The organism is Chryseobacterium sp. A301 (assembly GCF_054489425.1).
In genome coordinates this window covers 202,772-225,992 of the sequence record NZ_JBTMWY010000003.1, presented here as the reverse complement: position 1 = coordinate 225,992, position 23,221 = coordinate 202,772, and the positions used below count along the sequence as shown (strand labels likewise).

The window sequence follows — 23,221 nt, the reverse complement described above, 5'->3', positions numbered from 1 at the left end:
CTAAAAATATTTGTAAACTTTTTGTAGTGTAGTGGATTTAATGTACATTTATTTCATTAAATTATTTAGATCCATGGAAAGTTCAATCGCCACCAAAAAAACAAATCCTATTACATTTGATTCCGCCACTTCGAAAACCCTAGAGTACTTCAAAGGGGACGATCTCGCGACGCGTGTTTGGGTAAGTAAGTATGCATTAAAGGATTCTCAGGGACATCTTTATGAGTCTACCCCCGACGATATGCACTGGAGGATTGCAGACGAAATTGCGCGAATTGAAGATAAATATCCAGATCCCCTCTCTAGAGAAGAAGTCTTTGAACTCATTCGAGATTTTAAATACATTATCCCCCAAGGAAGTCCCATGACCGGGATTGGGAATCATTTTCAGATTGCCTCTTTGTCCAATTGCTTTGTGATTGGCAATGGAAGCAATAGCGATTCGTACGGAAGCATCATGAAAGTGGATGAAGAACAAGTTCAGCTAATGAAAAGAAGAGGCGGAGTCGGGCACGACCTCTCCTACATTCGTCCGAAAGGGTCTGCTGTGAAAAATTCAGCCTTAACTTCCACTGGACTGGTTCCTTTTATGGAAAGGTATTCCAATTCGACAAGGGAAGTGGCGCAAGACGGACGTCGAGGTGCACTTATGCTTTCTGTATCGATTAACCACCCGGATGCAGAAGATTTCATTGATGCGAAATTAGAACAAGGAAAAATTACAGGAGCGAATATATCTGTCCGAATTGACGATGCTTTTATGAAAGCCGTAAAAGAGGACTCAAGCTATACACAAAGCTATCCTATCCATAGCAAAGAGCCCAAAGTAAAAAAGGAAGTAAAGGCCAAAGAGATTTGGAATAAAATTGTGCACAATGCTTGGAAGTCTGCCGAACCCGGTATCTTATTTTGGGATACGATTCAAAAAGAATCGGTGCCTGATAGCTACGCAGATTTAGGGTTTGAAACGGTTTCAACCAATCCCTGTGGAGAGATTCCACTGTGTCCCTACGATTCTTGCCGACTTTTAGCAATTAACCTTTATTCCTACGTTCAAAATCCTTTTACCCAAGAGGCGAAATTTGATTTTGATTTATTTAAATCCCATGTTCGTTACGCGCAGCGTATGATGGACGATATTATTGATTTGGAGGTAGAAAAAATTGATGCCATTGTTGCAAAAATTGATTCCGATCCGGAATCGGAAGAAATCAAAGGAACCGAAAGGTCTCTTTGGTTCAAAATTCGAGAAAAAACGCTTCAAGGTAGAAGAACTGGGGTAGGAATTACTGCGGAAGGAGATATGCTCGCAGCCCTTGGTTTGCGTTATGGCAGTGAAGAGGCCGTTGCATTTTCTGTGGAAGTTCATAAGACCTTAGCCCTTGAAGCCTACCGTTCGTCCGTAGAGATGGCCGCGCAGAGAGGAGCCTTTGAGGTGTACGATGCCAAGCGGGAAGAAAACAATCCCTTTATCGTGAGAATAAAAAAAGAAGACCCTGCTCTTTACAAGGAAATGGTTAAACACGGGCGACGAAACATCGCACTCCTTACGATTGCACCGACAGGAAGTACCTCACTAATGAGTCAAACGAGCTCAGGAATTGAGCCGGTATTCATGCCGGTATACAAACGACGCCGGAAAGTAAATCCAAACGACAAACAAGTCCGAGTGGACTTTGTGGATGAGGTGGGCGATTCTTGGGAAGAATATGTGGTTTTCCACCATCATTTTAAGACCTGGATGGTAGCGAATGGAATCGATACGGAGGTAAATTACACGCAAGACGAAATCAATGCACTGATTGAAAAGTCTCCTTATTATAAGGCAACATCCAATGACGTGGATTGGTTGAGCAAAGTGAAAATGCAAGGCGCAATTCAAAAATGGGTCGATCACTCCATTTCAGTCACGATCAACATCCCGAACGAAGCGAGCGAAGAACTTGTGAATGAGCTTTATTTAACCGCTTGGGAAGAAGGATGCAAGGGAGTCACTGTGTACCGTGACGGTTCACGTTCCGGCGTACTGATTTCCAATGAAGAGAAAAAAGAAACGAAAGAATCCACAAGCGAACTCAAACCGGGATTCCCTACGAAGCGCCCAGTGTCTCTAGAGGCGGACGTGGTACGTTTCCAAAACAACAAGGAGAAATGGATCGCTTTTGTCGGTCTTATCGACGGGAAACCCTATGAAATTTTCACAGGTCTTGCTGATGACGAAGAAGGAATTCTATTGCCACGTTGGGTGAACGAAGGAGTCATTATTAAGAACCGAGATGACAATGGAACCTCCCGCTACGATTTCCAATTCAAAAACTTACGAGGATATAAGACGACCATTGAGGGTCTTTCGCATAAATTTGATCCTGAATTCTGGAACTATGCAAAACTTATTTCGGGAACTCTTAGACATGGACTTCCCCTTGAGAGTGTTGTAGAACTTGTAAATAGAATGGAACTAAACCTCGAGTCAATTAACAATTGGAAAGCAGGAGTAGCGCGCGCCTTAAAAAGGTACATTCCGGACGGAACTGAAGTACAAGGACAAAAGTGTACGAATTGCGGTTCGCCGGAGGTTATGTACCAAGAAGGCTGCCTTACCTGCAAGAGTTGTGGAAGTTCCAAATGCGGTTAAAAGCATTTTTCGTACTCAACTGCGATCCTATTTGAAAAGTAGGAAGCTTTGCGAAGTTCTTGCTTAAATTGTAAGGGGATGACGTAAATTTTTGTAATTTTGTGAAAACGAATATTTAATTCTAACAAAGAGAAAATGAGTCAATTTGATGTTACCGTAATCGGTTCAGGTCCTGGAGGATACGTTGCAGCTATCCGCGCTGCGCAACTTGGATTTAAAACAGCTATAATCGAAAAATACCCAACTATGGGGGGAACGTGTCTGAATGTCGGATGCATTCCGTCAAAAGCTTTATTAGACAGTTCAGAGCATTTCCACAATGCGACTCATAATTTTGCGAATCATGGGATTTTAGTCGATTCTCCAAGAGCCGACCTAGAAAGAATGGTAGCCCGCAAAAACGAAGTAGTTGAGCAAACCACCAAAGGAATTGAATTCCTAATGGATAAGAATAAAATCACCGTATTTCAAGGGGTAGGTAGCTTTGAAAGCCCGACTCAGGTGAAAGTAACCAAAGAGGATGGATCCTCTGAGGTGATCGACACGAAATACAGCATTATTGCGACAGGATCTAAACCTTCAGTTCTTCCTTTTGTTACTCTTGACAAGGAGAGAATTATTACTTCCACGGAAGCTTTAAGCCTAAAAGAAATTCCAAAGCACCTTGTGGTTATTGGAGGAGGGGTCATTGGTCTTGAACTTGGATCTGTGTACAAGAGATTAGGAGCAGAAGTAACCGTTGTTGAATACCTTGATAAAATCATTCCAGGAATGGACGGTGCCCTTTCGAAAGAACTTCAAAAAGTTCTTAAAAAACAAGGCGTGAAATTTATGCTTTCTACTGCGGTTTCAGCAGTGGAAAGAAAAGGAGATAACGTGGTGGTTACTGCAAAAAACAAAAAAGACGAAGAGGTTAAAATCGAAGGAGACTATGTTCTTGTAGCCGTAGGTAGAAAACCCTACACCGACGGACTTGGACTTGAAAAAGCGGGCGTAGAATTGGACGAACGCGGAAAAGTAAAAGTAAACGAACATCTTCAAACCAACGTGCAAAATATTTATGCCATCGGAGATGTAATCAAAGGGGCTATGTTAGCTCACAAAGCTTCTGAAGAAGGAGTCTTCGTGGCAGAACAATTGGCGGGACAAAAGCCTCATATCGACTACAATTTAATTCCAGGAGTAGTTTATACTTGGCCAGAAGTAGCGGGAGTTGGAAAAACTCAAGAACAACTTCAAGAAGAAGGACGTAGTGTGAAAGTAGGGAACTTCCCAATGAGAGCACTGGGTAGAAGTAGAGCTTCTGGAGATATTGATGGATTTATTAAAATCATTGCAGACGAGAAGACAGACGAAGTGTTAGGCGTTCATATGGTCGGAGCTAGAGCTGCGGATATGATTGCCGCTGCGGTCACGGCTATGGAATTTAGAGCCAGTGCGGAGGACATCGCAAGAATGTCTCATGCGCACCCGTCGTATGCAGAAGCCTTTAAAGAGGCCGCACTTGATGCGACTGCTAAAATTGCGATTCACATGTAATTCAAGTTTTCATAATAAAAGTAGAATGGCGATCCGTAAAGGATCGTCATCTTATATTTAAAAAGAGTACATCCCTTAGAAAAGTGGAGCGAAATGATTTCCTTTTTTTGATTTTATGTTCCCAGAGGCACGCCCTTACCAATTAAAGTTTAAATTTGCAGTAAATATTAAATATGGACATCGGAAAAATACAAACCCTAAAAGTTTCTGAACAAAACTCGTCAGGCTATATCCTTGAAGACGATCTAGAATGGAACGCTTTTTTACCCAAATTATTTGTCAAGGATTCCTTGAATGTGGGGGATGAGATTCAGGTATTTGTATTTCAAGACGACGGACGACTTAAGGCAACGACAGAGACTCCCTTAGCCCAAGTGGGTCAATTTGCCGTCATGCACTGTGTACAAAGTCTTCCTAGTGGGGCTTTCATGGATTGGGGGATCATCAAGGATCTCTTTGTTCCGTACAAACAACAAAAATCCAAAATTGAAGAAGGCAAACGCTATCTGGTCTATGTGTATATTGATGAACCGACCGGTTTAATCACAGGAACCACGAAATTCAAAAGAAACCCACAATACGAGGATCTTCCTTTTGCGCCTGGAGATAAGGTAGAACTCCTAGTGATGAACGAAGGAGAGCTGGGATGGAATGTGGTAATTAACCAAAAGTACATAGGGCTAATTTACGCCTCCGATGTGTATAAAAAAATGTATCCACTTTCCACCGAGGTAGGGTATATCAAGCAGTTAAGAGAGGACGGTAAAATTGATGTTTCCTTGCAAAGGGAAGGCTACGAACACATAGATGAATTCCAAAAGGTCATTCTCGATAAGCTTGAACAAAATTACGGTCTTCTTTACTTAACCGATAAATCGACTCCAGAAGAAATTAAACTCGAGCTCGAGATGAGCAAGAAGAACTTCAAAAAAGCGATTGGTGGACTTTACAAAGACAAAGTCATTGAAATTTCAGAAGACAAAATTAGACTGATCTAATCTCCACTCTAAAAGGGTCCTTGCTGCCTTATCTGAAATAGCCTTACACGTCCTTTTTCTAGGATTTCATAGCCTATGTCATAGAGAATTCTACGGGTTGTTCCATCAGAATACATTTTTTGCTGCGTAAAATACTCGAAATTGAAGCCTTCTGCGCTTAATTTTGTGGTCGTCGTTGCGGCCTGATTTTCTACAAAAGAATAGCTTTGAAGGATTCTATAGTTGCGTCGCAGCTGAGAATGGATACTTCGCATGAGGTTCGAAGTGTCCTTATTGTTTTTGTTATTGTAGGTATTGCGACAAGAATCGTTGCAAAATTTTTTATCTGAGCGCCCCACAAGGCGCTCTCCACATTCTAAGCAGTTCATGGTTTTTTTTCAAATATAAACATATTCTTCTTTATTCGATTGCAAACGACTACAAATGTAAGTAAGTGAGTACGAACCGAATCCCTTCAAAACGATTTTGAAACTTTGCTTCCAAGTTAATGCCCGAGAAGGGTGCAAAGAATTGTTTAACCAAAATTACAGTATTATGTCTATTAGAAATCGAGTGAGTTTAATTGGCCGTACAGGAAGCGATGTTGAAATAGTAACCTTTGAAAACGGAGGTGTGAAAGCTTTGGTATCGCTGGCCACAAACGATTATTACATGAACCAAGAAGGGGAAAAAGTGGAGGAAACCCAATGGCACAATTTGATTGCCTTTGGGAAAACTGCGGAGATTCTCCAGAAGTATGTTTTTAAAGGAAAAGAAATCGCGGTCGAGGGAAAAATTCAGTACCGCAGCTATGAAAATTCCGAAGGGCAGAAGAAATCCATCACGGAAATTCGGCTCAGCGAAGTGATTTTACTAAGTTAGTTCCACGGACGATGAAACTTAAATTGTTCACACTTCGATCGGCTGAAAAACTGCTTCAGGAAGATCAAACTTCGATCAATGCATTTTTTGAAGAGCACCAAGTATTGCAAATAGAAACCGCTTACATTGGTGTGGGAGATACCCTATGGTCGGTCGCTGTTATTTATGAGCTTCCTTTTCAGGCAAAGAAGACAAAAGGTTTGAAAGAGGAAGTAGAAGACTCTAAGCCTCTTTCTGAGCTCGATGGGGTTCGGCTCGAAGAACTCAAGAGGTGGAGGACCGCCCACGCTCGTAGTCAAAACGTTCCGCCTTACCGCGTAGCGACGAATCGGGAGTTGCAGGCCGTTCTAATCGAGAAACCTACAGATTTAGAATCCCTTCGATCCGTTCGAGGGTTTGGAGAGGCAAAAGTAAATTCCTATGGAGAAGATCTTTTGCAGGAATTAAAAAGAATTTTTCAGGTATAATTTTATATTTTTTTTTTTTTTTTTTTTCGTGTTTTTAGGGTTGCGCTTTCTGCTTTGGTGGAAAGCGCATTTTGTATGGATACTTAAATCCAGTAGTCCTTTTCAGGGGAGAGAAGGGAACTAAAGGTAAAAATCCGTATTTTTGCCCGGTGGCTTTGTGAAAGCCAAATCCCATTGAATTACTATCATTATGAAACCAAGTTTAGCAAAAGGAACGCGTGATTTTACAGCAGAAGAGCTGCAAAAGAGAAGATATATAATTTCTGTTCTTCAGAAGAATTTTGAACTCTTTGGCTATATGCCTTTGGAAACACCGAGTTTTGAAAACTTAAGTACACTGACAGGAAAGTACGGAGAGGAAGGGGATCGATTGATTTTTAAAATTCTTAATTCTGGTGATTTCTTATCGAAAGTGAATAGCCAAGATTGGGAAGGGAAATCGAGTCAGAAATTAGTAAGTCAAATTAGTGAGAAGGCACTTCGCTATGATTTGACTGTGCCTTTTGCACGCTTTGTAGCCATGAATCAAGGGAAATTAACGTTCCCATTCAAGCGCTATCAAATCCAACCGGTATGGAGGGCGGACCGTCCACAAAAAGGTCGATTTAGAGAGTTTTATCAGTGCGACGCGGATGTAGTAGGAAGTGAAAGTTTATGGCAAGAAGTTGAACTTGTGCAGCTTTATTCCAAAAGTTTTGAGGATTTAGAACTTCCGGTTGAAATTCATCTGAACAACCGCAAGATTTTAATGGGATTGTCCCAATTTGCAGGAATTGAAAGTCAACTGATTGATTTTACAGTCGCCTTAGACAAACTCGATAAAATAGGAGAGCAAGGAGTTCGTAAGGAAATGATGGAAAAGGGGATTTCACAAGAGGCAATAGACAAAGTTGCATTTCTATTTAATGAGACCCTTACACAAAGCGAAGTTTTGGAGATTCTTACGACCTGTTTCGCCGAAATTCCTGAAGGAAAACAAGGAGTAGAAGAGCTTCTCTTTGTTTTGCAAGAATGCGAAAAAATAGGACTTGCAAACAAGCTCGTCTTTAACATTACTCTAGCTAGAGGTTTAGATTACTATACAGGAGCCATTTTTGAAATTAAAGCCCTAGGGGTTGAAATGGGCTCTGTTGGCGGCGGCGGTCGCTATAACAACTTAACCGAAGTGTTTGGAGTTAAAAATATGCCTGGCATTGGGATTTCCTTTGGCCTTGACCGAATCTATCTAGTGTTAGAAGAATTAGGGCTGTTCACAAAGCACGAAGGGGCATCTACGGATTATCTTTTTGCAAATTATGGATCGCAGGAGTCTTCAGCAGCACAAAGCGTTTTAGCAAAATTACGAGCAAAAGGCTATTCTTGTGAACTGTACCCAGAACCTGCGAAGCTGAAGAAACAGTTTCTCTATGCAGAAAAGAAAGGAATCCAGAACCTTGTCTTTTACGGAGAAACTGAAATTCAAAACGGAAACATTTCGATTAAGGATTTGAATTCAGGAGAACAAAAGACCTTGAGTTTACAGGAATTTTTGAAATAGAATTGGCGGCAACTTTTCCCCATAAAAAATCCAACTAAAATCAATTAGTTGGATTTTCTTTGTATAATATGAATGTGAAAATTAATCCATGTGGATTCTTGATTAGTTCAAGTCTGACTTAATGTCTTGCGCTGCGTCTTCTGCTTTTTTGGTGTATTCACCCGCTTTGCTCTGAACTTGTGAAGCGACATCGTTCGCTTTGTTTTTAATATCTGATCACCATTTGTTCACGTTGCTTTTCACAGTGTCAAGTTGATCTTTTACTTTTTGTTGGTCTTCTGGGGTTGAATTTTTGTATTTCCACCATGCAAAAGCACCTAATCCTAATAAGGCGAGTAAGCCATTTCTTTTATTACCCATAGTTGTGTTTTTTAAAATTAATTTTTGTTTTTGTATACCTACAGTAATGTAAAATACGTGCCAAAATTTGATGGCTGCTATTAAAATTTTGTTAAAGTTGAAGAAATGAAATGGAAAGGCTTTTTGAAGCAAATTCTTACTCTACTATCTTAGGAGGAAAGTATAGATTTAAGGTGACCATTGGCCTCAAAAAATTAAGCTGCCTAGATTTGCTTTGCAATCGTAGGACACCTCATTTTACGCTATAATAGATAGGAAAGGGCTTTCCTGAAAAAAGGAAAGAAAAAAGATAAAAAGAAAGGATTTTAAGTAGAGTCCTTAATCAAATACTTGCAGATGGGTTCCGTCATAGGAGGCGTACACCATAGTTGGATGAGAATCCAAATGAAAGATATTTCCTTTGGCATCGATTCCAATCGCGCCTGCAAAGCCATCGATTTTTTTAAGTTCCGTAAATGTTTTCTCAAAAGCAGTTTCAAGGCTCGCACCGTCACTGACTCTTGTAACAATCTTGCAGGCTGTAGCGTTGCTTACAATGTCTTCTCCCACACCCGTACAACTAACGGCGCAAAAAGAGTTTGCATAATTTCCAGCCACAGTTGCTGAGTCTGAAACCCGACCTGGAATCTCAAAGCCTTTTCCACCGGTGGAAGTCGCTGCGGCTAGTTTTCCGTTTCTATCTAAAACGACGCATCCTACCGTGCCTTTGCCTTCGCTTTTTTTCTTGGCAAGGTATTCCGCTCTACGGCTTGGAATTTCTGTGGAATAAGAATCAAAGCCTAATTTCTCGGCATATTGCTTGGCTCCCGGACCGCTTAGAATTCGGTCCTCTACTTGGGCGTCCATTAATTTTTTCGCGACCTCAATTGGGTTTTTAACTTCTTCTAAATTGATGACCCCGGACATTTTTTGAGTTTCTCCATCCATCAGTGCTGCGCTCATTCGAATGACCCCATCGCTTTGAATCTGCGAGCCTGTTCCCGCATTAAATAAAGCATCGTCTTCTAATAAACTCACAGCATACGTGCAAGTCTCCACTGCACTATGAGAGGAAAGGTACATGTACGATTTTTCAATGATGGTTTTAAGAGCGGATTGCTTTGCTTTTTTCGTTTCTAGGCTTTGATCGCTTTCGGAGAAAAAGCCTCCGTGGATAAGAAGTTTCATAGATTTAAGCTTGAGGTTGGGTTTGGTACTGTGAATTGACAATGGTCATTTCTTTCGTCGTAAGATCGAAATGGTCGTCTTGGGACATCACGTGCACCGTTAGATTATCAATAGATACAGGTTGTCCGAGATGAATGTTGGTTAGGTTTGTATCTTTAATAAAGCGACCGTCTACAATGATCACAAGTCCAGAACCAACGGCTGTCATCACGCCATCGTAAATATAAAGGCCGGTGTCTTCTCCAAGTCCGATTCCTAAGGTTCTCGGGTTGTTGACCACCGATTGGAAAAGTCTGCCAATTCGACCTCGTTGGACAAAGTGAGTATCAATAATCACGTCATCAATAAAACCTAGCCCCTGTGTCGTTTTCACTTCCCCTTTTAAAAGAGCTTCACTGCTAGAGCCTTGATAGATCATATTTTCTGAGGCTGCTGCCGCACCTGCAGAAGTTCCCGCATACACGAAATTTTCAGTTTGGTATTTGTTTAGAATGGCATCGTGAAAGCGCGTCCCTCCTAGAATAGAGGAGAGTCGAAGTTGATCGCCCCCTGTGAACATGACCACGTCAGCCGCATTGGCGCGAGCCACAATGGCATCACTGTTTGCCTGCTCTCGGTTCGTTATGTCTAGAATTTGAACATTTTTTGCTCCTAAGAATTCAAAGGCTTTTTTATACTCAGGTCCTACAATTTGTGCAATCTGGGAAGCTGTGGGAATGACCTCAATGACGGAGTCTTCTTTTAATCGTGCTTCATTAATGATCTTTCGCAGAATTCCTTTTTCAAAAAAATTTAGATTTTGTTCTACATTGGAGTCAAAATCAGTTTCAGCGAAACTGCCTTTATTCACAGCGCCGCCAATGACTATTAGTTTTCCTAGTGGCTTCATGGTTGCAAAGTTAGAAATAATTAATTTCTTGAGAAATTCTAAGCAAGGATTATCGGTTTACAAGACCATTTTTTAAGCTGAACTTAAATAAGTTAATCAGAAATATAAAGTTTAATTTGATTCTTTGTTGAAACCAAATTATTTTTGAATTATATTTGATTACAATTTAATCGTCAACCTACCCCATTCAAAGATGAAAATAGAAAAGATACAAGTACTACGAGGACCCAATATTTGGAGTATTAGAAGAACGAAGCTCATTCAGATGAGACTCAATTTGGAAGAACTAGAAGAATTACCGACCAATAAAATACCCGGATTTCGAGAGGGAATTGAAAAGTTAATCCCTAGTTTACTGTCCCACCGATGCTCAGAAGGAGAAGTGGGTGGTTTTTTTCACCGTGTGGAAACTGGCACTTGGATGGGGCATGTCATTGAACATGTGGCCTTGGAACTGCAGACTTTAGCAGGTATGGATACGGGGTTTGGTCGAACAAGAGAAACCAAATCTCCGGGGATATATAATGTGGTATTTAGCTATATCGAGGAAAATTGCGGTGTTTTCGCTGCAGAAGCTTCTGTAGAATTAGCACAAGCTTTGGTTAATGGCGAGACTTACGATTTAGAGGCAACGATTCAAAAGCTAAAAGAAATTCGAGAGCGCGAACATTTAGGACCCTCGACGGGTAGTATCGTGCAAGAGGCAGTTTCTAGAAAAATTCCGTGGATTCGATTGGGAAAAAATTCCTTGGTTCAACTCGGGTACGGTGTGAATCAAGAGCGCTTTCAAGCTACGATCACGGGGAAAACCAGTTCGATCGCAGTGGACATTGCATGCAACAAAGAGCTTACAAAAAAGATGCTTGATGATGCGGCTATTCCAGTACCTCTAGGAGGTTTAGTTCGCGATGAGCAGGAATTACAAGAAACCATTGATAAGATTGGATATCCTATTGTATTAAAGCCCTTAGATGGAAATCACGGTAGAGGACAGTCTATCAATGTCACCACGTGGGAGGCAGCCGCAGAGGGACTTGTAGAAGCACAAAAGATATCAAGTCGTGTGATTGTTGAAAAATATGTCACGGGTTATGATTTTCGAGTTCTAGTCATTAACAATAAACTTGTTGCCGCTGCAAGAAGGGTTCCTGCTAGCGTGGTAGGGGATGGAGAGACGAGCATTCAAGTTCTTATCGAGAAGGAAAATCAGGACCCGAGAAGAGGCTTTGGGCATGAAAAGGTGCTTACGGAGATTCATGCGGATCGAAGCACAGACGAACTTTTAGATAGACTAGGGTACACGTTAGAAACGGTTCCTCAGAAAGGTGAAATCATTTATTTGAAATCTACGGCAAATCTTTCGACAGGGGGTACCTCGATCGATGTGACCGATATGGTTCATCCGGATAACATTACACTGTGCGAAAGGATTTCAAAGATTATTGGTCTAGACGTTTGTGGGATTGATATCATGGCTGAAAATTTAACCCAGCCTCTAAAAGAAACAGGAGGTTGTGTCCTTGAGGTCAATGCAGCACCCGGATTCCGGATGCACCTGGCGCCCAGTGAGGGACTTCCTCGAAACGTCGCTGCACCTGTCGTCGAAATGCTATACCCTCCAGGAAAGCCATTTCGAATTCCGATCATTGCCGTGACCGGTACCAATGGGAAAACCACCACTACGCGAATCATTTCTCACATTGTAAAAAACAACGGGTATCGAGTAGGATTTACCACTTCCGATGGAATTTACATTCAAAACACGATGCTTTCCAAAGGCGATACCACAGGGCCGCTTTCGGCTGAATTTGTATTGAAAGACCCCACTGTTGAGTTTGCGGTGTTAGAAACTGCTAGAGGCGGTATCTTACGTTCAGGACTAGGCTTTGGACTTTGTGATATCGGGGTTCTTACCAATATTAAAGAAGACCATTTAGGGCTAGACGATATTCACAATTTAAAAGACCTAGCACGTGTGAAACGCGTGGTTTTAGACAGTGTGAAAAAGGACGGTTGGTGTGTTCTGAACGCAGAGGATGAATACTCGATGAGATTGGTGGGAGATCTCGATTCCAATGTCGCACTTTTTAGCCTTGATGAGAACAACCCACACATCGTAAAGTACTCCAAGCAAGGTAGAGTAACCTGCATTTACGAAGAAGGATTTATCACGATTAAAAAAGGAGATTGGAAAATTAGGATTGCCAAAGTGACTAACATTCCCATTACTATGGAAGGGAAGGCGAAATTCATGATTGAAAATGTACTAGCCGCGTCTTTAGCCACCTATTTATATGGATTCGCGATCGAAGACATAGCGATGGCCCTACGGACTTTTGTTCCGAGTGCTCAGTTAACGCCGGGAAGATTAAATATTTTTAAGTTCAAAAACTTCAAGGTTTTAATCGATTTCGCGCATAACGCAGCGGGTTATGAAGCCATTGAAGATTATTTAAGCAATGTGGAGGCAACCAAGAAGATCGGAATTATTTCCGGAGTGGGCGATCGCCGTGACGAGGATATTCGAGAATGTGGAAAAATTGCAGGACGTATGTTTGATTATATTATTATTCGAAACGAAAAGCACCTTAGAGGTCGAAAAGAGGAGGATATTAATCAATTAATCATCGACGGAATAACATCTTCAGGTAGAGATGTGAGCTACGAATGCATCTCTAAAGAAATTGAAGCTCTTAAACATGCAATGGCTATGGCGGAGGAAGGAACCTTTATTACCGCATTGAGTGATGTGGTGGATAACGCCATCGAACTGGTCCAGGATTATCAATTTAGAGAACAGCAAGAAGAACAGAGTGGATTGTAATTTGAATTAAGATCCTAATTTTAGAACTTCTTGCGGATCATTCATAGAACGGGACACTCGATGAATCGTATTAAAGTTTTAATAGATTCATCGAGCCTGTTTCGTCTACAATGTTATAATTGAGAGCCTTAGCTAAAACGAATATTTGATCTAGATTTTCTCTTAGTTGTACTTTACTTTCCTGTACTAATTTCTTTTGGTTGACCGATTTTAGTGCGTGGTCTTTTGCAGCTTTTTGGATTTTTTGCAAATCCTTTTGCTCGATACGATTGAAGAAGGAATCGTCCACAGAACTTATCTCAACACTCGGAATAATTCGGATTTCGGGATCGGGAATTGCGAGAATGGTCAGGGTTCGATTTGTGCTATCCACCTCGACTTTGAGTTGATTCAAATCGTAAGAAACTTGTGCATTGGTTTTCGTGAAAGTGACGATTTCTTTATCCATTGTAGGTAGGAGTCCGCCTCCTAGAATCTCCGTACTCATTTTCGTACGCTGAATAGTAGAGAAATCTTGCTCCATCACGACCATTTTATTCATTTTGCGGATTTGATTTGTAATGACATAGTAAGAGTTGTCGACCTTTTCATTTGAACTTGTAAGGAGATTTTTCAAAAGAAGTCCGATTAAAAGCGTCAAAAGTACACCGATCAAAAATGCGGGAATATGTTTTGAGTAGTTGTTCACAAGTATAAATTATTAAGGTTGGACGGTTTGTAAAATGCGGAGAAGATCTTTCTCAAGACTTTCTGATTGCGGACGCTCTACGATGCGTCCTAGTTCTTCGCCGTTTTTGAGAAGGAGAAGTGTAGGAACTTTTTCAATTTGAAAGTTTTGAATTTCTTTTTTAGGTTCTTTTTTCTCTTCGTCTACTGTATAGAGAGTAAGGCTAGAGGTGGGAAGCTCTAACCTTTCAAAAATTTTCATAAGCCTAGGAACTTGCTCTTGACTATCCTCGCACCAGGTTCCAAAAAACAATACTTTTTGAATGCTTTTTAAATCCAAAATACGTAGTTCATCAAGAATGCTTAAATCCAAGGGGTACTCGTCGTATTGCGGTTGAAACCACGATGCAATAGCGGGGCGTTTAAGTAGATCTTGAGATTGTATCCCAGTAGAGTCCGACATAGCGTTTTAATTGTGCGTTAAAATGAGATTACTTTAAGTATTTCCCTAGTTCTGCGGGAGAATAATTTAGGCTTTTTAATACTTTATTATCTTGGGTTCTGTAGACGTTAAATTTACCGTTTAATTCTTTTGTATAACAGGCAATTCCTTTATTCCTATACTGCTCGAGGGTTTGCTCTGCCTCGTTTCGATCTTTGCAAGCTTTGGATAGATTGGATCGATGCACTTCTTCAAACAACGATTCAAATCTATCAGCCATACCAAATTCCAAAATCGCGCCATTGAGCACATACTGCAAATCGCAGAGTGCATCTGCTACCTCGATGAGGTCCTTTTGCGCAAGTGCTTCTTTTAATTCATCCAGTTCTTCCTGCAATAGCCGAACTCGCAGCTCAGCTCTTTCTTTAGCGGGAATTTGCGGACTGGTTAAATGAGGGACTGAAAAAACCGAATGAAATTCGGCTACTTTTGAAAGGCTGTCTTTAGTACTCATAGGGTAGAATATGGGGTGGTTTCAATAAAAAAAGGCTGCACAAAAGAGTTTGAACCTCCTTTAACGCAACCTGTATTTTTGTCTTTGTCTTAAATGTTAATGAGAGATTGCTCTTCCAATTACAAGTCTCTGAATCTCGGAAGTTCCTTCGCCAATGGTACAGAGTTTAGAGTCTCTATAGAATTTTTCGACAGGAAAATCTTTGGTGTATCCGTAGCCTCCGAAGATTTGCACGGCATTGTTTGAAATTCGAACACAGGCCTCAGAGGCGTAAAGCTTCGCCATCGCGCCTTCTTTGGTCATTTTGGCTTTGCTGTTTTTTAAAGTGGCCGCATTTCGGATTAGAAGTTCAGAAGCCTCAATTTCCGTTGCCATGTCTGCAAGCATGAAGTTCACCGCTTGGAATTCATTGATCGCTTTGCCAAATTGTTTTCTCTCTAAGGAATATTGTAACGCGGCTTTGTAAGCTCCGCGCGAAATTCCTAGACTTAATGCCGCAATTGAGATACGACCTCCGTCTAAAATTTTCATAGCCTGCTTAAAGCCTTCGCCTACTTCTCCTAACCTGTGGGAATCCGGTACACGAACCTTATCGAAGATGAGTTCTGCCGTTTCCGAAGCTCTCATTCCAAGTTTATTTTCTTTTTTACCAGAGCTAAATCCTGCCATTCCTTTTTCCAAAACAAAAGCGGTCGAATTGTTTTTGGCTCCAATTTCCCCAGTGCGGGTCATGACCACTGCAATGTCACCTGAGATAGCGTGCGTAATGAAGTTTTTGGCTCCACTGATAATCCAATCGTTTCCGTCTTTGACGGCAGTAGTACTCATACCGCCTGAATCAGAACCTGTGTTATGTTCTGTAAGTCCCCACGCGCCAATGGTTTTTCCAGAGGCGAGTTGAGGGAGCCATTTTTGGCGCTGCTCTTCGTTTCCGAATTCATAAATATGGTTAGTGCATAGGGAATTGTGTGCGGCAACAGAAAGGCCAATGGAGGGGTCTACCTGCGAGATTTCATCAAGGATGCTAACGTATTCTTGGTAGCCTAATCCAGATCCGCCATATTCTTCCGGGATTACAATTCCCATGAATCCCATTTCTCCCAGTTGGTGAAACAATGCCTTTGGAAACGTTTGAGCTTCGTCCCACTCCATAATATTGGGGCGTATTTCTTTTTCCGCAAATTCTTTGGCGGTCTGTGCGATCATTTTTAAGCTTTCTTGCAGTTCTGTTTTCATAAATGTTGTTTGCGTAAATATAGACAAAAATGCGCTTTTTAGAAAATTCTTTTATCCTTTAGCTATGAGGTTGTTACTCGTTCTTTTCGGAAAAGTCTTTTCCCCTCACGAAATGCTTTGTTTCTTTGGTATTAGGTATAAAGCTAATAATTAAACAATATTAGATGATTAGCTTATTTAAGCGGATATTAGACTTTTTACTTATATAGTTGTATTATTAGTTTTATTGCTTATTTTTGCTCTATGAAAGCGGTCATCACGGGAGACATTATTAATTCAGAAAGCACCGAGACGGAAATCTGGCTAAAGCCCTTAAAAGCTTTGCTCTCTCATTGGGGCTCAAGTCCCAAGGATTGGGAGATTTATAGGGGAGATGAGTTCCAAATAAAATGCGAACCTCAGCTTGCTTTTAAGTACGTACTTGCGATCAAATCCCTAGTCAAATCGATTGAAAGTTTGGATGTAAGAATGGCAATCGGCATCGGGGAGGAGAAATTCACATCTGAAAAAATCACAGAGTCCAACGGATCCGCATATGTTGCTTCCGGTAGATTGTTAAATCAGTTAAAAGCCGACGGCAAGACCCTAGCCATTCAGACCCCGAACCTTGCGTTAAATGAGGAATTAAATCTACTCTTTAAATGGGCCTCGATCGATTTTGATAGTTGGACGTGGGCCGTTGCTCAAATTCTACACGAATTCATTATTCTACCTGGAATTACTCAAGAGGAATTAGCACAAAAATTTAGCATCACACAGTCTTCCGTAAGTCAGCGACTGAAAAGAGCGAACCTCGATCTCATTTCGCAAACCGAACAATACTATAGACTAAAAATATCTCAGCTGTAACATGATACTCTCACTGCTCCTTCTGGCCCATTTACTCGGAGACTTCTTGCTCCAACCTAAATCTTGGGTACAGGCGAAAGAGCGTGATACGTACAAAAGTGTCTACTTATATGCCCACGTTATAATACACACCCTTTTGGTACTTCTTTTCCTTCCACGGGAGTTTTGGTGGTTTTCGTTGGTGATTGGGAGTACACATTATCTTATTGATTTGTTGAAATTAAGGTTCCAAACGACTTCCACTAAGGTGAAGTGGTTTTTTGGGGACCAAATCCTTCACTTGATTGTGATTCTTTTGTTATGTGTGGGAATGGACCAATGGAGCCTATCGAAAGAAACCCTACTGGTCAATACGCCTCTAATTCTAGGCGCCGTCTTTGTTACGATTCCCTGCTCAGTGATGGTGAAAAGTTTGATCTCGAGCTGGACTCCGTTCACGCCTTCTGCCGAAAGCACACAGAGTGAATCTTTAGTCAATGCGGGCCATTATATTGGAATTTTGGAGCGTCTTTTGGTGTATATATTTATCGTGACTGGACATTGGGAAGGAGTCGGTTTTATGATTGCGGCTAAATCTGTATTTCGATTTAGTGACTTAGCTCAGGCCAGACAGAGAAAGTTAACCGAGTACGTACTAATAGGTACACTACTTAGTTTTGGACTCTCAGTGGTAAGCGCACTGTTAGTAATTGGAATTTATAATTAGATCCTAATAAAATTTTTCCTTGACAAGGAAAAGCAAATGTAAAAAGTATGAACGTAAAAGGAGAGATGCTCTACGAGGGCAAAGCAAAGCAGATTTTTTTAACAGAAAATCCAGAAGAAGTCATTGTGCGTTTTAAAGACGATGCCACCGCCTTTAATGCACAAAAAAGAGGTTCGTTTGATCGAAAAGGGGAATTGAACAATGCAATTACCACCCTCATTTTTGAATACTTAAAAAAGAAAGGTGTAGAAACGCATTTTATCAAACAACTAGACGATCGCGAACAACTCGTGAGAAAAGTAACGATTATTCCTCTTGAGATGGTAGTTAGAAACTATTCCGCAGGAAGTATGGCCCAAAGGCTAGGCGTGGAAGAAGGGATTAAATCCCCCGTCACGATCTTTGATATTTGTTACAAGAAAGACGAATTGGGAGATCCCCTAATTAATGACTACCACGCGATCTTTTTAGGAGCTGCCACAAGAGAAGAATTAGATCAAATGTACAAGCTCACAGCAGAAATAAACGAGCATTTGGTAGAATTGTTCGACCGTATGAACATTATCCTCGTCGATTTTAAAATTGAACTAGGAAAAACTTCCGACGGAAAAATTATTTTGGCGGATGAAATTTCGCCTGATACCTGCCGTTTGTGGGATAAAGATACGATGAAAAAACTCGATAAAGATAGATTTAGAAGAGATCTTGGAGAGGTTACAGAAGCGTATGTAGAAATTTACGAGCGCCTTCAAGCCGCACTGGAAAAATAAGGACAACCAAAAGACGAAAGTCTAAAGTTAGAGAAAGTCAAATGAAAAATTTAAACAACCACCGAAAAGCCTACTTAGAGCAGTTTAAAACCAGAAGTTACGGACGTAACCTTTTGCGTAGTCAAAGTGAGGAGCGCCTAGACGCACCCAGCGAAGAGTGTGGGATCTTTGCACTGTATTCCGAAGAAAATACGGATACTTTTTCCTTATCGCAATTCGGACTCTTTGCCTTACAACACCGTGGACAAGAAGCTTGTGGGATTTCGGTGATGAACGATGGAAAGATTGTCAACATTAAAGACGAAGGTCTTGTTTTAGATGTTTACAAAGAAATCCGCAATCCGGAAACCTTTATGGGCAATGGTGTAATTGGGCATACCCGTTACACGACCGCTGGAGACAAAAAGAAATTCAATTTCCAACCCTTTTTTGCGAAGAATGAATACGACCAAATCATACTCTCGATCGCGCACAATGGAAATTTAACCAATGCCAGAGAACTTAAGAAGGAGCTCGAAGCAGAGGGTGTGGTCTTTAAAGCAACTTCCGATTCAGAAGTGATTTTAAGATTGATTCAAAAGAATTTAGATTTAGGCCTTCGCGGGGCAATTAAATCGACCATGGAAAAAATTGAAGGAGCCTATTCTGTGGTGGGAATTACAAGAAATAAATTCTTTGCGTTCCGAGATTTTCACGGAATCCGACCTTTGGTCTTAGGAGCAATTGATGAAAAGACCTTCGTTGCAGCCTCTGAAACCGCGGCGCTCGATGCCGTTGGGGCTCAATATGTGCGAGACATCTTACCTGGTGAAATTGTTTATACGAGCGATCACGAAAAGGGATTGCAATCCTATATGGTGAAAAATGATTGCGAGAGAAAGCTATGCTCTTTTGAGTACATTTATTTTGCACGTCCTGATTCCACATTGGAAGGGATTAATGTCCATGAGATTCGAGAAAAATCAGGAGAGAAAATTTGGGAACAAGCTCCTGTAGAGGCTGATATTGTTATTGGAGTTCCAGATTCTGGAGTTCCGGCGGCCATTGGCTTTTCCAAGGTTTCTGGAATTCCTTTTCGCCCTGTTCTCATCAAAAATCGCTATGTAGGAAGAAGTTTTATCATCCCCACGCAAGACATGAGGGAGAGGATTGTGAATTTAAAACTCAATCCTATCAAAAGTGAAATTAAAGGAAAGCGAGTGGTCATTATCGACGATTCAATTGTTCGGGGAACAACCTCCAAGCGCCTTGTGAAGATTTTGAAAGAAGCCGGCGTAAAAGAAATACACTTCCGCAGTGTATCGCCTCCTATCATTGCGCCTTGCTACTTAGGAATTGACACGCCTTCGAAAGACGATTTGATTTCGGCAAATATGAGCGTAGAGGAATTGAGAGATTACTTAGGAGTGGACTCGTTAGAGTTTTTAAGCATCGACAATTTAAAAGTGATCCTAGGTTCGGATAAGCATTGCTTTGGGTGTTTTACCGAAAAATACCCAGTGGCTAAGGGAGAACAAGTGGAACTTTTTGATTAAGATTCAGTCAAGTTAGACTTGAAACCCAATGAAAAGGCTCTCTTCAATAGGAAGAGAGCCTTTTCTTATAAAAAGATTGATTGTTTCTAATTCAATTTAGAATTTAAAAGTAACCCCTGCTTGGAAGACGTTATTTTTGTTGTCAGCTTCCGATCCGAAATCTTGATTGCTTTCGTCCGTTGCATCTGTGAATCCTGCTACGTAACGAGCATTAATTCCAATGTTATTTGTGATGTTAAATCCAGCACCAAGTCCTACACCAAAGTTAAAGGAGTTAAAGTTGTCTTTGTCCAGATCTGAAGATCCTTCAAAGCTACCTGATTCTACTTTTGATTTTGCTCCTACAAGGAAACCGAACTCAGGACCTGCTTCTAAGTAGAACTGAGGAACTACGTTATATTGGAACATAACAGGTACCGTAATGTAATCTAAAGTTAAAGTACTGGACGCATCTCCGTAGTCGTATTTCGCACCTACACTGTTGTAAAGGACCTCAGGTTGAATACTAAAGTCTTCTGCGATCGGAGCATTCATAAATAAACCAGCATAATACCCAGTTTTTGAATTGGTCTGTACATCGCTGTCATCAGAAATGTTAGAAACATTTACACCCGCTTTCACTCCAAATTGTTGAGCAAACGTTAATGAACTTACTGCAAGGGCAGCACCTAATAATAACTTTTTCATATTTTCTAATTTTAAATTTTACTTCAAAGTGAGTGGCAATTTGCATGCCAAAAGCCTTGGATAAAGTTCGAAATTATTCTACAAAATATTGTATGTAGTTGATTCTTAAGGAGGTGAATTTAAATAACTGTTTGGTTTTGTGTTGGATTAGAGGGCTCGATACGTATCCAAAACCAAGAGGATTTCGGATTCACTAACCCCTTGATTGACCAAAGAATTGCCAATTTCGCAAAGAAGAGTGAAGTTAATATTCTCCAAAGCTTCGTTCTTTTTGTCATGACGCATAATTTCAAGGAGCGATTCATTTGAAAAGGATTCAATGGGTAGAACAGGATAGAGGGAAAGGAGTTTTTGTTGAATGGAGTATGCCTGAGACGCTTCTAAAACGCCTCGTGCAAGCGATAGTTGAGTCTCTATCACCATTCCGATGGCCACACAATGACCGTGGGTAACTTCCATTCCCGATTTAAGGTAAAGACTCTCAATAGCATGTCCTACCGTATGACCAAAGTTGAGTGCTTTACGAAGATTCTGCTCTTTAAAGTCCTTCTCAACCACGGATTGCTTTAATTCCATAGATCTCTGGATTAGAGGAGCTAGGGATTTCGCATTGTACTTGGGGAGAGTTGTGAGGTGTTCCCAGTGCTTGGAGTCTAATATTAAGCCGTGTTTAAGCATTTCGGCTAGCCCACTTAAGATTTGCTCCTCAGGCAAGGTTTCAAGAAATTCAGGATAGACAAAAATAGCCTTTGGAAATTCGAAGGTGCCAATTAAATTTTTATAAAATTGAAAATCAATACCCGTTTTTCCTCCGATGGACGCATCGCACATGGAAAGCAGGGTGGTAGGGATATGAATAAATGGAATTCCTCGTTTGTAGGTAGATGCTACAAAGCCTCCTAAATCACTAATGACACCCCCTCCTAAATTAATGAGTAAGGCTTTGCGGTCCGTGTGAAACTCAGCTAAAATTTCCCACAATTGCAGCGCTGAATCTAAGTTTTTCAATTCTTCTCCCGCTTCTATTTCAATGATTTCAAATGGAATTTCAGTCCTTAGATTTCCCAAAAGCGTCGGTAGACAATGGTGATGGGTATTTTGGTCCACTAGAATAAGGAGTTGACTCGGGCGTAGGTCCTCAATCCAGTCATTTAAGGTCGTGAAGTCCTGGTCTAGAAATCGTATCATGAAATTTATTTTTACAAAAGTACAAATATGACTTTTTTCATCTGAATGTTCGCTAAACAATTATTAAATTTGAGCACTTAATTATCTTTTACCATTATGTCCCCATTTAACGATACAAAAATTGCCTTTCAGGACAAATCTAGTGCTCAATTAAAGAAAGCGTACTGGATGTTTAAAGCTATTGAAAACCCCACCCTTACGAATTTAGGAATCAATGTTTTAAATTTCACAATTAAAAATGAATTCCCATTTGTAGAATCCGTGGTCAAAAACACGCTTTTTGAACAGTTCGCAGGGGGAGAAACACGCGAAAAAAGTCTACAGGTAGTCAATCAAATGTATACTCATCACATCGGGAGTATTTTTGATTATGCCATTGAAGGCAAGGAAGATGAACATACATTTGATCATACCTGTGAGGAAATCAAGCAAAACATTAAGTTTGCTCAGGGCAATCCTGCCATTCCTTTTGTGGTGTTTAAGCCCACAGGATTTGGTCGTCTCGAACTCTACAGCACCGTGCAAGCGGGAGGGGTCCTAACGAGCAGCGAGATCAAAGAATGGGCTAAAGTTAAAAAGAGGTATGAAGAAGTATGCGCCTTAGCCTACGAGAAAGATGTCGTGCTAATGGTGGATGCCGAAGAAACGCAAATGCAAGATACCGTAGACGAACTGGTAACCGAAATGATGGCTCTCTATAATAAAAAGAAAGCGATTGTATGGAATACGGTTCAAATGTACCGTACCGGCAGACTCGAGTTTTTAGAAAAAGACTTGCAAAGAGCTTGTGAAAAAGAATACTTCCTAGGCTATAAATTTGTAAGAGGGGCCTACATGGAAAAAGAAAGAGCGCGCGCGGCGGCCCTAGGACTTGCCGATCCTATTCAGCCTAATAAGAAAGCGACGGACGATAATTACAATGCAGCGATCGATTTTGTAGTGAATCATTTAGACCGTGTTTCGGGCTATTTTGGGACGCACAATGAAAAATCAACCGAGCTCATCATGGATAAAATGAAAGAAAAAGGTATGGAAAACTCCCATCCAAATATTTTCTTTGGCCAACTCTACGGGATGAGCGACAATATTACCTACTACCTAGGAGAGAATAAATACAATGCTTCAAAATACTTACCTTACGGACCGGTTCGTGATGTAGTTCCCTACCTAACTCGCCGAGCACAAGAAAATACGTCCGTCAAAGGGCAAACCGGACGAGAATTAGGACTAATAGACCGCGAGCTTAAGAGACGGAATTCTTAACCAAATAGTAGAAAAGAAAAACTAAAGCCGTTTTGATGTATAAATCTAGGCGGCTTTTTAAATTAAATTTCCCTTACTTTTGAATTCG

Annotated in this window: 22 protein-coding genes; 12 read left to right on the top strand and 10 right to left on the bottom strand. The window is 40.8% G+C overall.

The window, feature by feature from the left end; all coding sequences use genetic code 11:
• Positions 1–73 precede the first annotated feature (73 nt).
• From ACX3PU_RS06975 to ACX3PU_RS06965, 3 genes are all read left to right on the top strand, one after another.
• Positions 74–2,635, top strand: a complete 2,562-nt coding sequence (locus tag ACX3PU_RS06975) for an adenosylcobalamin-dependent ribonucleoside-diphosphate reductase (RefSeq protein WP_459084244.1) — start codon at positions 74–76, stop codon at positions 2,633–2,635.
• 135 nt (positions 2,636–2,770) lie between these two features.
• Positions 2,771–4,174 carry a dihydrolipoyl dehydrogenase gene (gene lpdA, locus ACX3PU_RS06970; RefSeq protein ID WP_459084243.1) on the top strand — a complete coding sequence of 468 codons (1,404 nt, stop codon included), beginning with the start codon at positions 2,771–2,773 and terminating at the stop codon, positions 4,172–4,174.
• 173 nt (positions 4,175–4,347) lie between these two features.
• On the top strand, positions 4,348–5,172 hold the full coding sequence (locus tag ACX3PU_RS06965) for a CvfB family protein (RefSeq protein ID WP_459084242.1): 825 nt from the start codon (positions 4,348–4,350) through the stop codon (positions 5,170–5,172).
• A gap of 8 nt (positions 5,173–5,180) precedes the next feature.
• Here ACX3PU_RS06965 and ACX3PU_RS06960 read toward each other — a convergent pair whose 3' ends face one another.
• A complete protein-coding gene (locus ACX3PU_RS06960; protein WP_459084241.1) occupies positions 5,181–5,540 on the bottom strand; it encodes a hypothetical protein in 360 nt (119 codons plus the stop codon).
• Positions 5,541–5,706: 166 nt separating this feature from the next.
• Between ACX3PU_RS06960 and ACX3PU_RS06955 the strand changes: the two genes are divergently transcribed.
• From ACX3PU_RS06955 to hisS, 3 genes are all read left to right on the top strand, one after another.
• Positions 5,707–6,033: a single-stranded DNA-binding protein gene (locus ACX3PU_RS06955; protein WP_459084240.1), complete on the top strand. Its 327-nt coding sequence runs from the start codon at positions 5,707–5,709 to the stop codon at positions 6,031–6,033.
• A gap of 11 nt (positions 6,034–6,044) precedes the next feature.
• The gene (locus ACX3PU_RS06950) at positions 6,045–6,500 is read left to right on the top strand and encodes an HRDC domain-containing protein (RefSeq protein ID WP_459084239.1); all 456 of its coding nucleotides are present in this window, start codon (positions 6,045–6,047) and stop codon (positions 6,498–6,500) included.
• Between the two features lie 190 nt (positions 6,501–6,690).
• On the top strand, positions 6,691–8,037 hold the full coding sequence (hisS, locus tag ACX3PU_RS06945) for a histidine--tRNA ligase (protein WP_459084238.1): 1,347 nt from the start codon (positions 6,691–6,693) through the stop codon (positions 8,035–8,037).
• Positions 8,038–8,253: 216 nt separating this feature from the next.
• Here the strand turns inward: hisS and ACX3PU_RS06940 are convergent, their stop codons facing one another.
• The 3 genes from ACX3PU_RS06940 to ACX3PU_RS06930 all read right to left on the bottom strand — a co-directional run bounded on the left by ACX3PU_RS06940 (position 8,254) and on the right by ACX3PU_RS06930 (position 10,453).
• On the bottom strand, positions 8,254–8,397 hold the full coding sequence (locus ACX3PU_RS06940; RefSeq protein ID WP_459084237.1) for a hypothetical protein: 144 nt from the start codon (positions 8,395–8,397) through the stop codon (positions 8,254–8,256).
• A 318-nt stretch (positions 8,398–8,715) separates the two neighbouring features.
• Positions 8,716–9,564, bottom strand: a complete 849-nt coding sequence (locus ACX3PU_RS06935) for an isoaspartyl peptidase/L-asparaginase (RefSeq protein ID WP_459084236.1) — start codon at positions 9,562–9,564, stop codon at positions 8,716–8,718.
• 4 nt (positions 9,565–9,568) lie between these two features.
• Positions 9,569–10,453, bottom strand: coding sequence for a cyanophycinase (locus tag ACX3PU_RS06930; RefSeq protein ID WP_459084235.1), 885 nt, complete (start codon positions 10,451–10,453; stop codon positions 9,569–9,571).
• A gap of 193 nt (positions 10,454–10,646) precedes the next feature.
• Here ACX3PU_RS06930 and cphA point away from each other — a divergent pair, with 193 nt between their 5' ends.
• Positions 10,647–13,277, top strand: coding sequence for a cyanophycin synthetase (gene cphA, locus ACX3PU_RS06925; RefSeq protein WP_459084234.1), 2,631 nt, complete (start codon positions 10,647–10,649; stop codon positions 13,275–13,277).
• Between the two features lie 70 nt (positions 13,278–13,347).
• Here cphA and ACX3PU_RS06920 read toward each other — a convergent pair whose 3' ends face one another.
• The 4 genes from ACX3PU_RS06920 to ACX3PU_RS06905 all read right to left on the bottom strand — a co-directional run bounded on the left by ACX3PU_RS06920 (position 13,348) and on the right by ACX3PU_RS06905 (position 16,135).
• Complete coding sequence (locus ACX3PU_RS06920) at positions 13,348–13,965, bottom strand: DUF4230 domain-containing protein (RefSeq protein ID WP_459084233.1); 618 nt, start codon at positions 13,963–13,965, stop codon at positions 13,348–13,350.
• Between the two features lie 12 nt (positions 13,966–13,977).
• Positions 13,978–14,406: a thioredoxin family protein gene (locus ACX3PU_RS06915; protein WP_459084232.1), complete on the bottom strand. Its 429-nt coding sequence runs from the start codon at positions 14,404–14,406 to the stop codon at positions 13,978–13,980.
• 28 nt (positions 14,407–14,434) lie between these two features.
• On the bottom strand, positions 14,435–14,899 hold the full coding sequence (locus tag ACX3PU_RS06910) for a pyrophosphohydrolase domain-containing protein (RefSeq protein WP_459084231.1): 465 nt from the start codon (positions 14,897–14,899) through the stop codon (positions 14,435–14,437).
• 96 nt (positions 14,900–14,995) lie between these two features.
• The gene (locus ACX3PU_RS06905) at positions 14,996–16,135 is read right to left on the bottom strand and encodes an acyl-CoA dehydrogenase family protein (protein WP_459084230.1); all 1,140 of its coding nucleotides are present in this window, start codon (positions 16,133–16,135) and stop codon (positions 14,996–14,998) included.
• A 243-nt stretch (positions 16,136–16,378) separates the two neighbouring features.
• Here ACX3PU_RS06905 and ACX3PU_RS06900 point away from each other — a divergent pair, with 243 nt between their 5' ends.
• Genes ACX3PU_RS06900 through purF form a run of 4 tightly spaced genes read left to right on the top strand, consistent with a single transcriptional unit; the run spans position 16,379 to position 19,995 of the window.
• The gene (locus ACX3PU_RS06900; RefSeq protein WP_459084229.1) at positions 16,379–16,984 is read left to right on the top strand and encodes a SatD family protein; all 606 of its coding nucleotides are present in this window, start codon (positions 16,379–16,381) and stop codon (positions 16,982–16,984) included.
• A 1-nt stretch (position 16,985) separates the two neighbouring features.
• Positions 16,986–17,690 (top strand): DUF3307 domain-containing protein, encoded by a 705-nt coding sequence (locus ACX3PU_RS06895; RefSeq protein ID WP_459084228.1) that lies wholly within the window; start codon positions 16,986–16,988, stop codon positions 17,688–17,690.
• Between the two features lie 47 nt (positions 17,691–17,737).
• The gene (gene purC / locus ACX3PU_RS06890) at positions 17,738–18,460 is read left to right on the top strand and encodes a phosphoribosylaminoimidazolesuccinocarboxamide synthase (RefSeq protein WP_459084227.1); all 723 of its coding nucleotides are present in this window, start codon (positions 17,738–17,740) and stop codon (positions 18,458–18,460) included.
• A 41-nt stretch (positions 18,461–18,501) separates the two neighbouring features.
• Positions 18,502–19,995 carry an amidophosphoribosyltransferase gene (gene purF / locus ACX3PU_RS06885; protein ID WP_459084226.1) on the top strand — a complete coding sequence of 498 codons (1,494 nt, stop codon included), beginning with the start codon at positions 18,502–18,504 and terminating at the stop codon, positions 19,993–19,995.
• Positions 19,996–20,091: 96 nt separating this feature from the next.
• Here the strand turns inward: purF and ACX3PU_RS06880 are convergent, their stop codons facing one another.
• Entirely contained in the window at positions 20,092–20,682 is a 591-nt protein-coding gene (locus tag ACX3PU_RS06880) for a porin family protein (RefSeq protein ID WP_459084225.1), read from the bottom strand.
• Positions 20,683–20,829: 147 nt separating this feature from the next.
• Positions 20,830–21,870 carry a 3-dehydroquinate synthase gene (gene aroB / locus ACX3PU_RS06875; protein WP_459084224.1) on the bottom strand — a complete coding sequence of 347 codons (1,041 nt, stop codon included), beginning with the start codon at positions 21,868–21,870 and terminating at the stop codon, positions 20,830–20,832.
• Positions 21,871–21,966: 96 nt separating this feature from the next.
• Between aroB and ACX3PU_RS06870 the strand changes: the two genes are divergently transcribed.
• On the top strand, positions 21,967–23,133 hold the full coding sequence (locus tag ACX3PU_RS06870; protein ID WP_459084223.1) for a proline dehydrogenase family protein: 1,167 nt from the start codon (positions 21,967–21,969) through the stop codon (positions 23,131–23,133).
• The last annotated feature ends 88 nt before the right edge of the window (positions 23,134–23,221 follow it).

Bases quoted from the DNA above. Each gene is read 5' to 3' on its own strand.
- purC (WP_459084227.1), top strand. From the start codon at position 17,738: ATGAACGTAAAAGGAGAGATGCTCTACGAGGGCAAAGCAAAGCAGATT.
- ACX3PU_RS06960 (WP_459084241.1), bottom strand. From the start codon at position 5,540: ATGAACTGCTTAGAATGTGGAGAGCGCCTTGTGGGGCGCTCAGATAAA.
- ACX3PU_RS06950 (WP_459084239.1), top strand. From the start codon at position 6,045: ATGAAACTTAAATTGTTCACACTTCGATCGGCTGAAAAACTGCTTCAG.
- hisS (WP_459084238.1), top strand. From the start codon at position 6,691: ATGAAACCAAGTTTAGCAAAAGGAACGCGTGATTTTACAGCAGAAGAG.
- ACX3PU_RS06975 (WP_459084244.1), top strand. From the start codon at position 74: ATGGAAAGTTCAATCGCCACCAAAAAAACAAATCCTATTACATTTGAT.
- cphA (WP_459084234.1), top strand. From the start codon at position 10,647: ATGAAAATAGAAAAGATACAAGTACTACGAGGACCCAATATTTGGAGT.
- ACX3PU_RS06935 (WP_459084236.1), bottom strand. From the start codon at position 9,564: ATGAAACTTCTTATCCACGGAGGCTTTTTCTCCGAAAGCGATCAAAGC.
- ACX3PU_RS06915 (WP_459084232.1), bottom strand. From the start codon at position 14,406: ATGTCGGACTCTACTGGGATACAATCTCAAGATCTACTTAAACGCCCC.
- ACX3PU_RS06895 (WP_459084228.1), top strand. From the start codon at position 16,986: ATGATACTCTCACTGCTCCTTCTGGCCCATTTACTCGGAGACTTCTTG.
- ACX3PU_RS06965 (WP_459084242.1), top strand. From the start codon at position 4,348: ATGGACATCGGAAAAATACAAACCCTAAAAGTTTCTGAACAAAACTCG.
- ACX3PU_RS06910 (WP_459084231.1), bottom strand. From the start codon at position 14,899: ATGAGTACTAAAGACAGCCTTTCAAAAGTAGCCGAATTTCATTCGGTT.
- ACX3PU_RS06940 (WP_459084237.1), bottom strand. From the start codon at position 8,397: ATGGGTAATAAAAGAAATGGCTTACTCGCCTTATTAGGATTAGGTGCT.
- ACX3PU_RS06930 (WP_459084235.1), bottom strand. From the start codon at position 10,453: ATGAAGCCACTAGGAAAACTAATAGTCATTGGCGGCGCTGTGAATAAA.
- purF (WP_459084226.1), top strand. From the start codon at position 18,502: ATGAAAAATTTAAACAACCACCGAAAAGCCTACTTAGAGCAGTTTAAA.
- ACX3PU_RS06955 (WP_459084240.1), top strand. From the start codon at position 5,707: ATGTCTATTAGAAATCGAGTGAGTTTAATTGGCCGTACAGGAAGCGAT.
- ACX3PU_RS06880 (WP_459084225.1), bottom strand. From the start codon at position 20,682: ATGAAAAAGTTATTATTAGGTGCTGCCCTTGCAGTAAGTTCATTAACG.
- ACX3PU_RS06900 (WP_459084229.1), top strand. From the start codon at position 16,379: ATGAAAGCGGTCATCACGGGAGACATTATTAATTCAGAAAGCACCGAG.
- ACX3PU_RS06905 (WP_459084230.1), bottom strand. From the start codon at position 16,135: ATGAAAACAGAACTGCAAGAAAGCTTAAAAATGATCGCACAGACCGCC.
- aroB (WP_459084224.1), bottom strand. From the start codon at position 21,870: ATGATACGATTTCTAGACCAGGACTTCACGACCTTAAATGACTGGATT.
- ACX3PU_RS06870 (WP_459084223.1), top strand. From the start codon at position 21,967: ATGTCCCCATTTAACGATACAAAAATTGCCTTTCAGGACAAATCTAGT.
- lpdA (WP_459084243.1), top strand. From the start codon at position 2,771: ATGAGTCAATTTGATGTTACCGTAATCGGTTCAGGTCCTGGAGGATAC.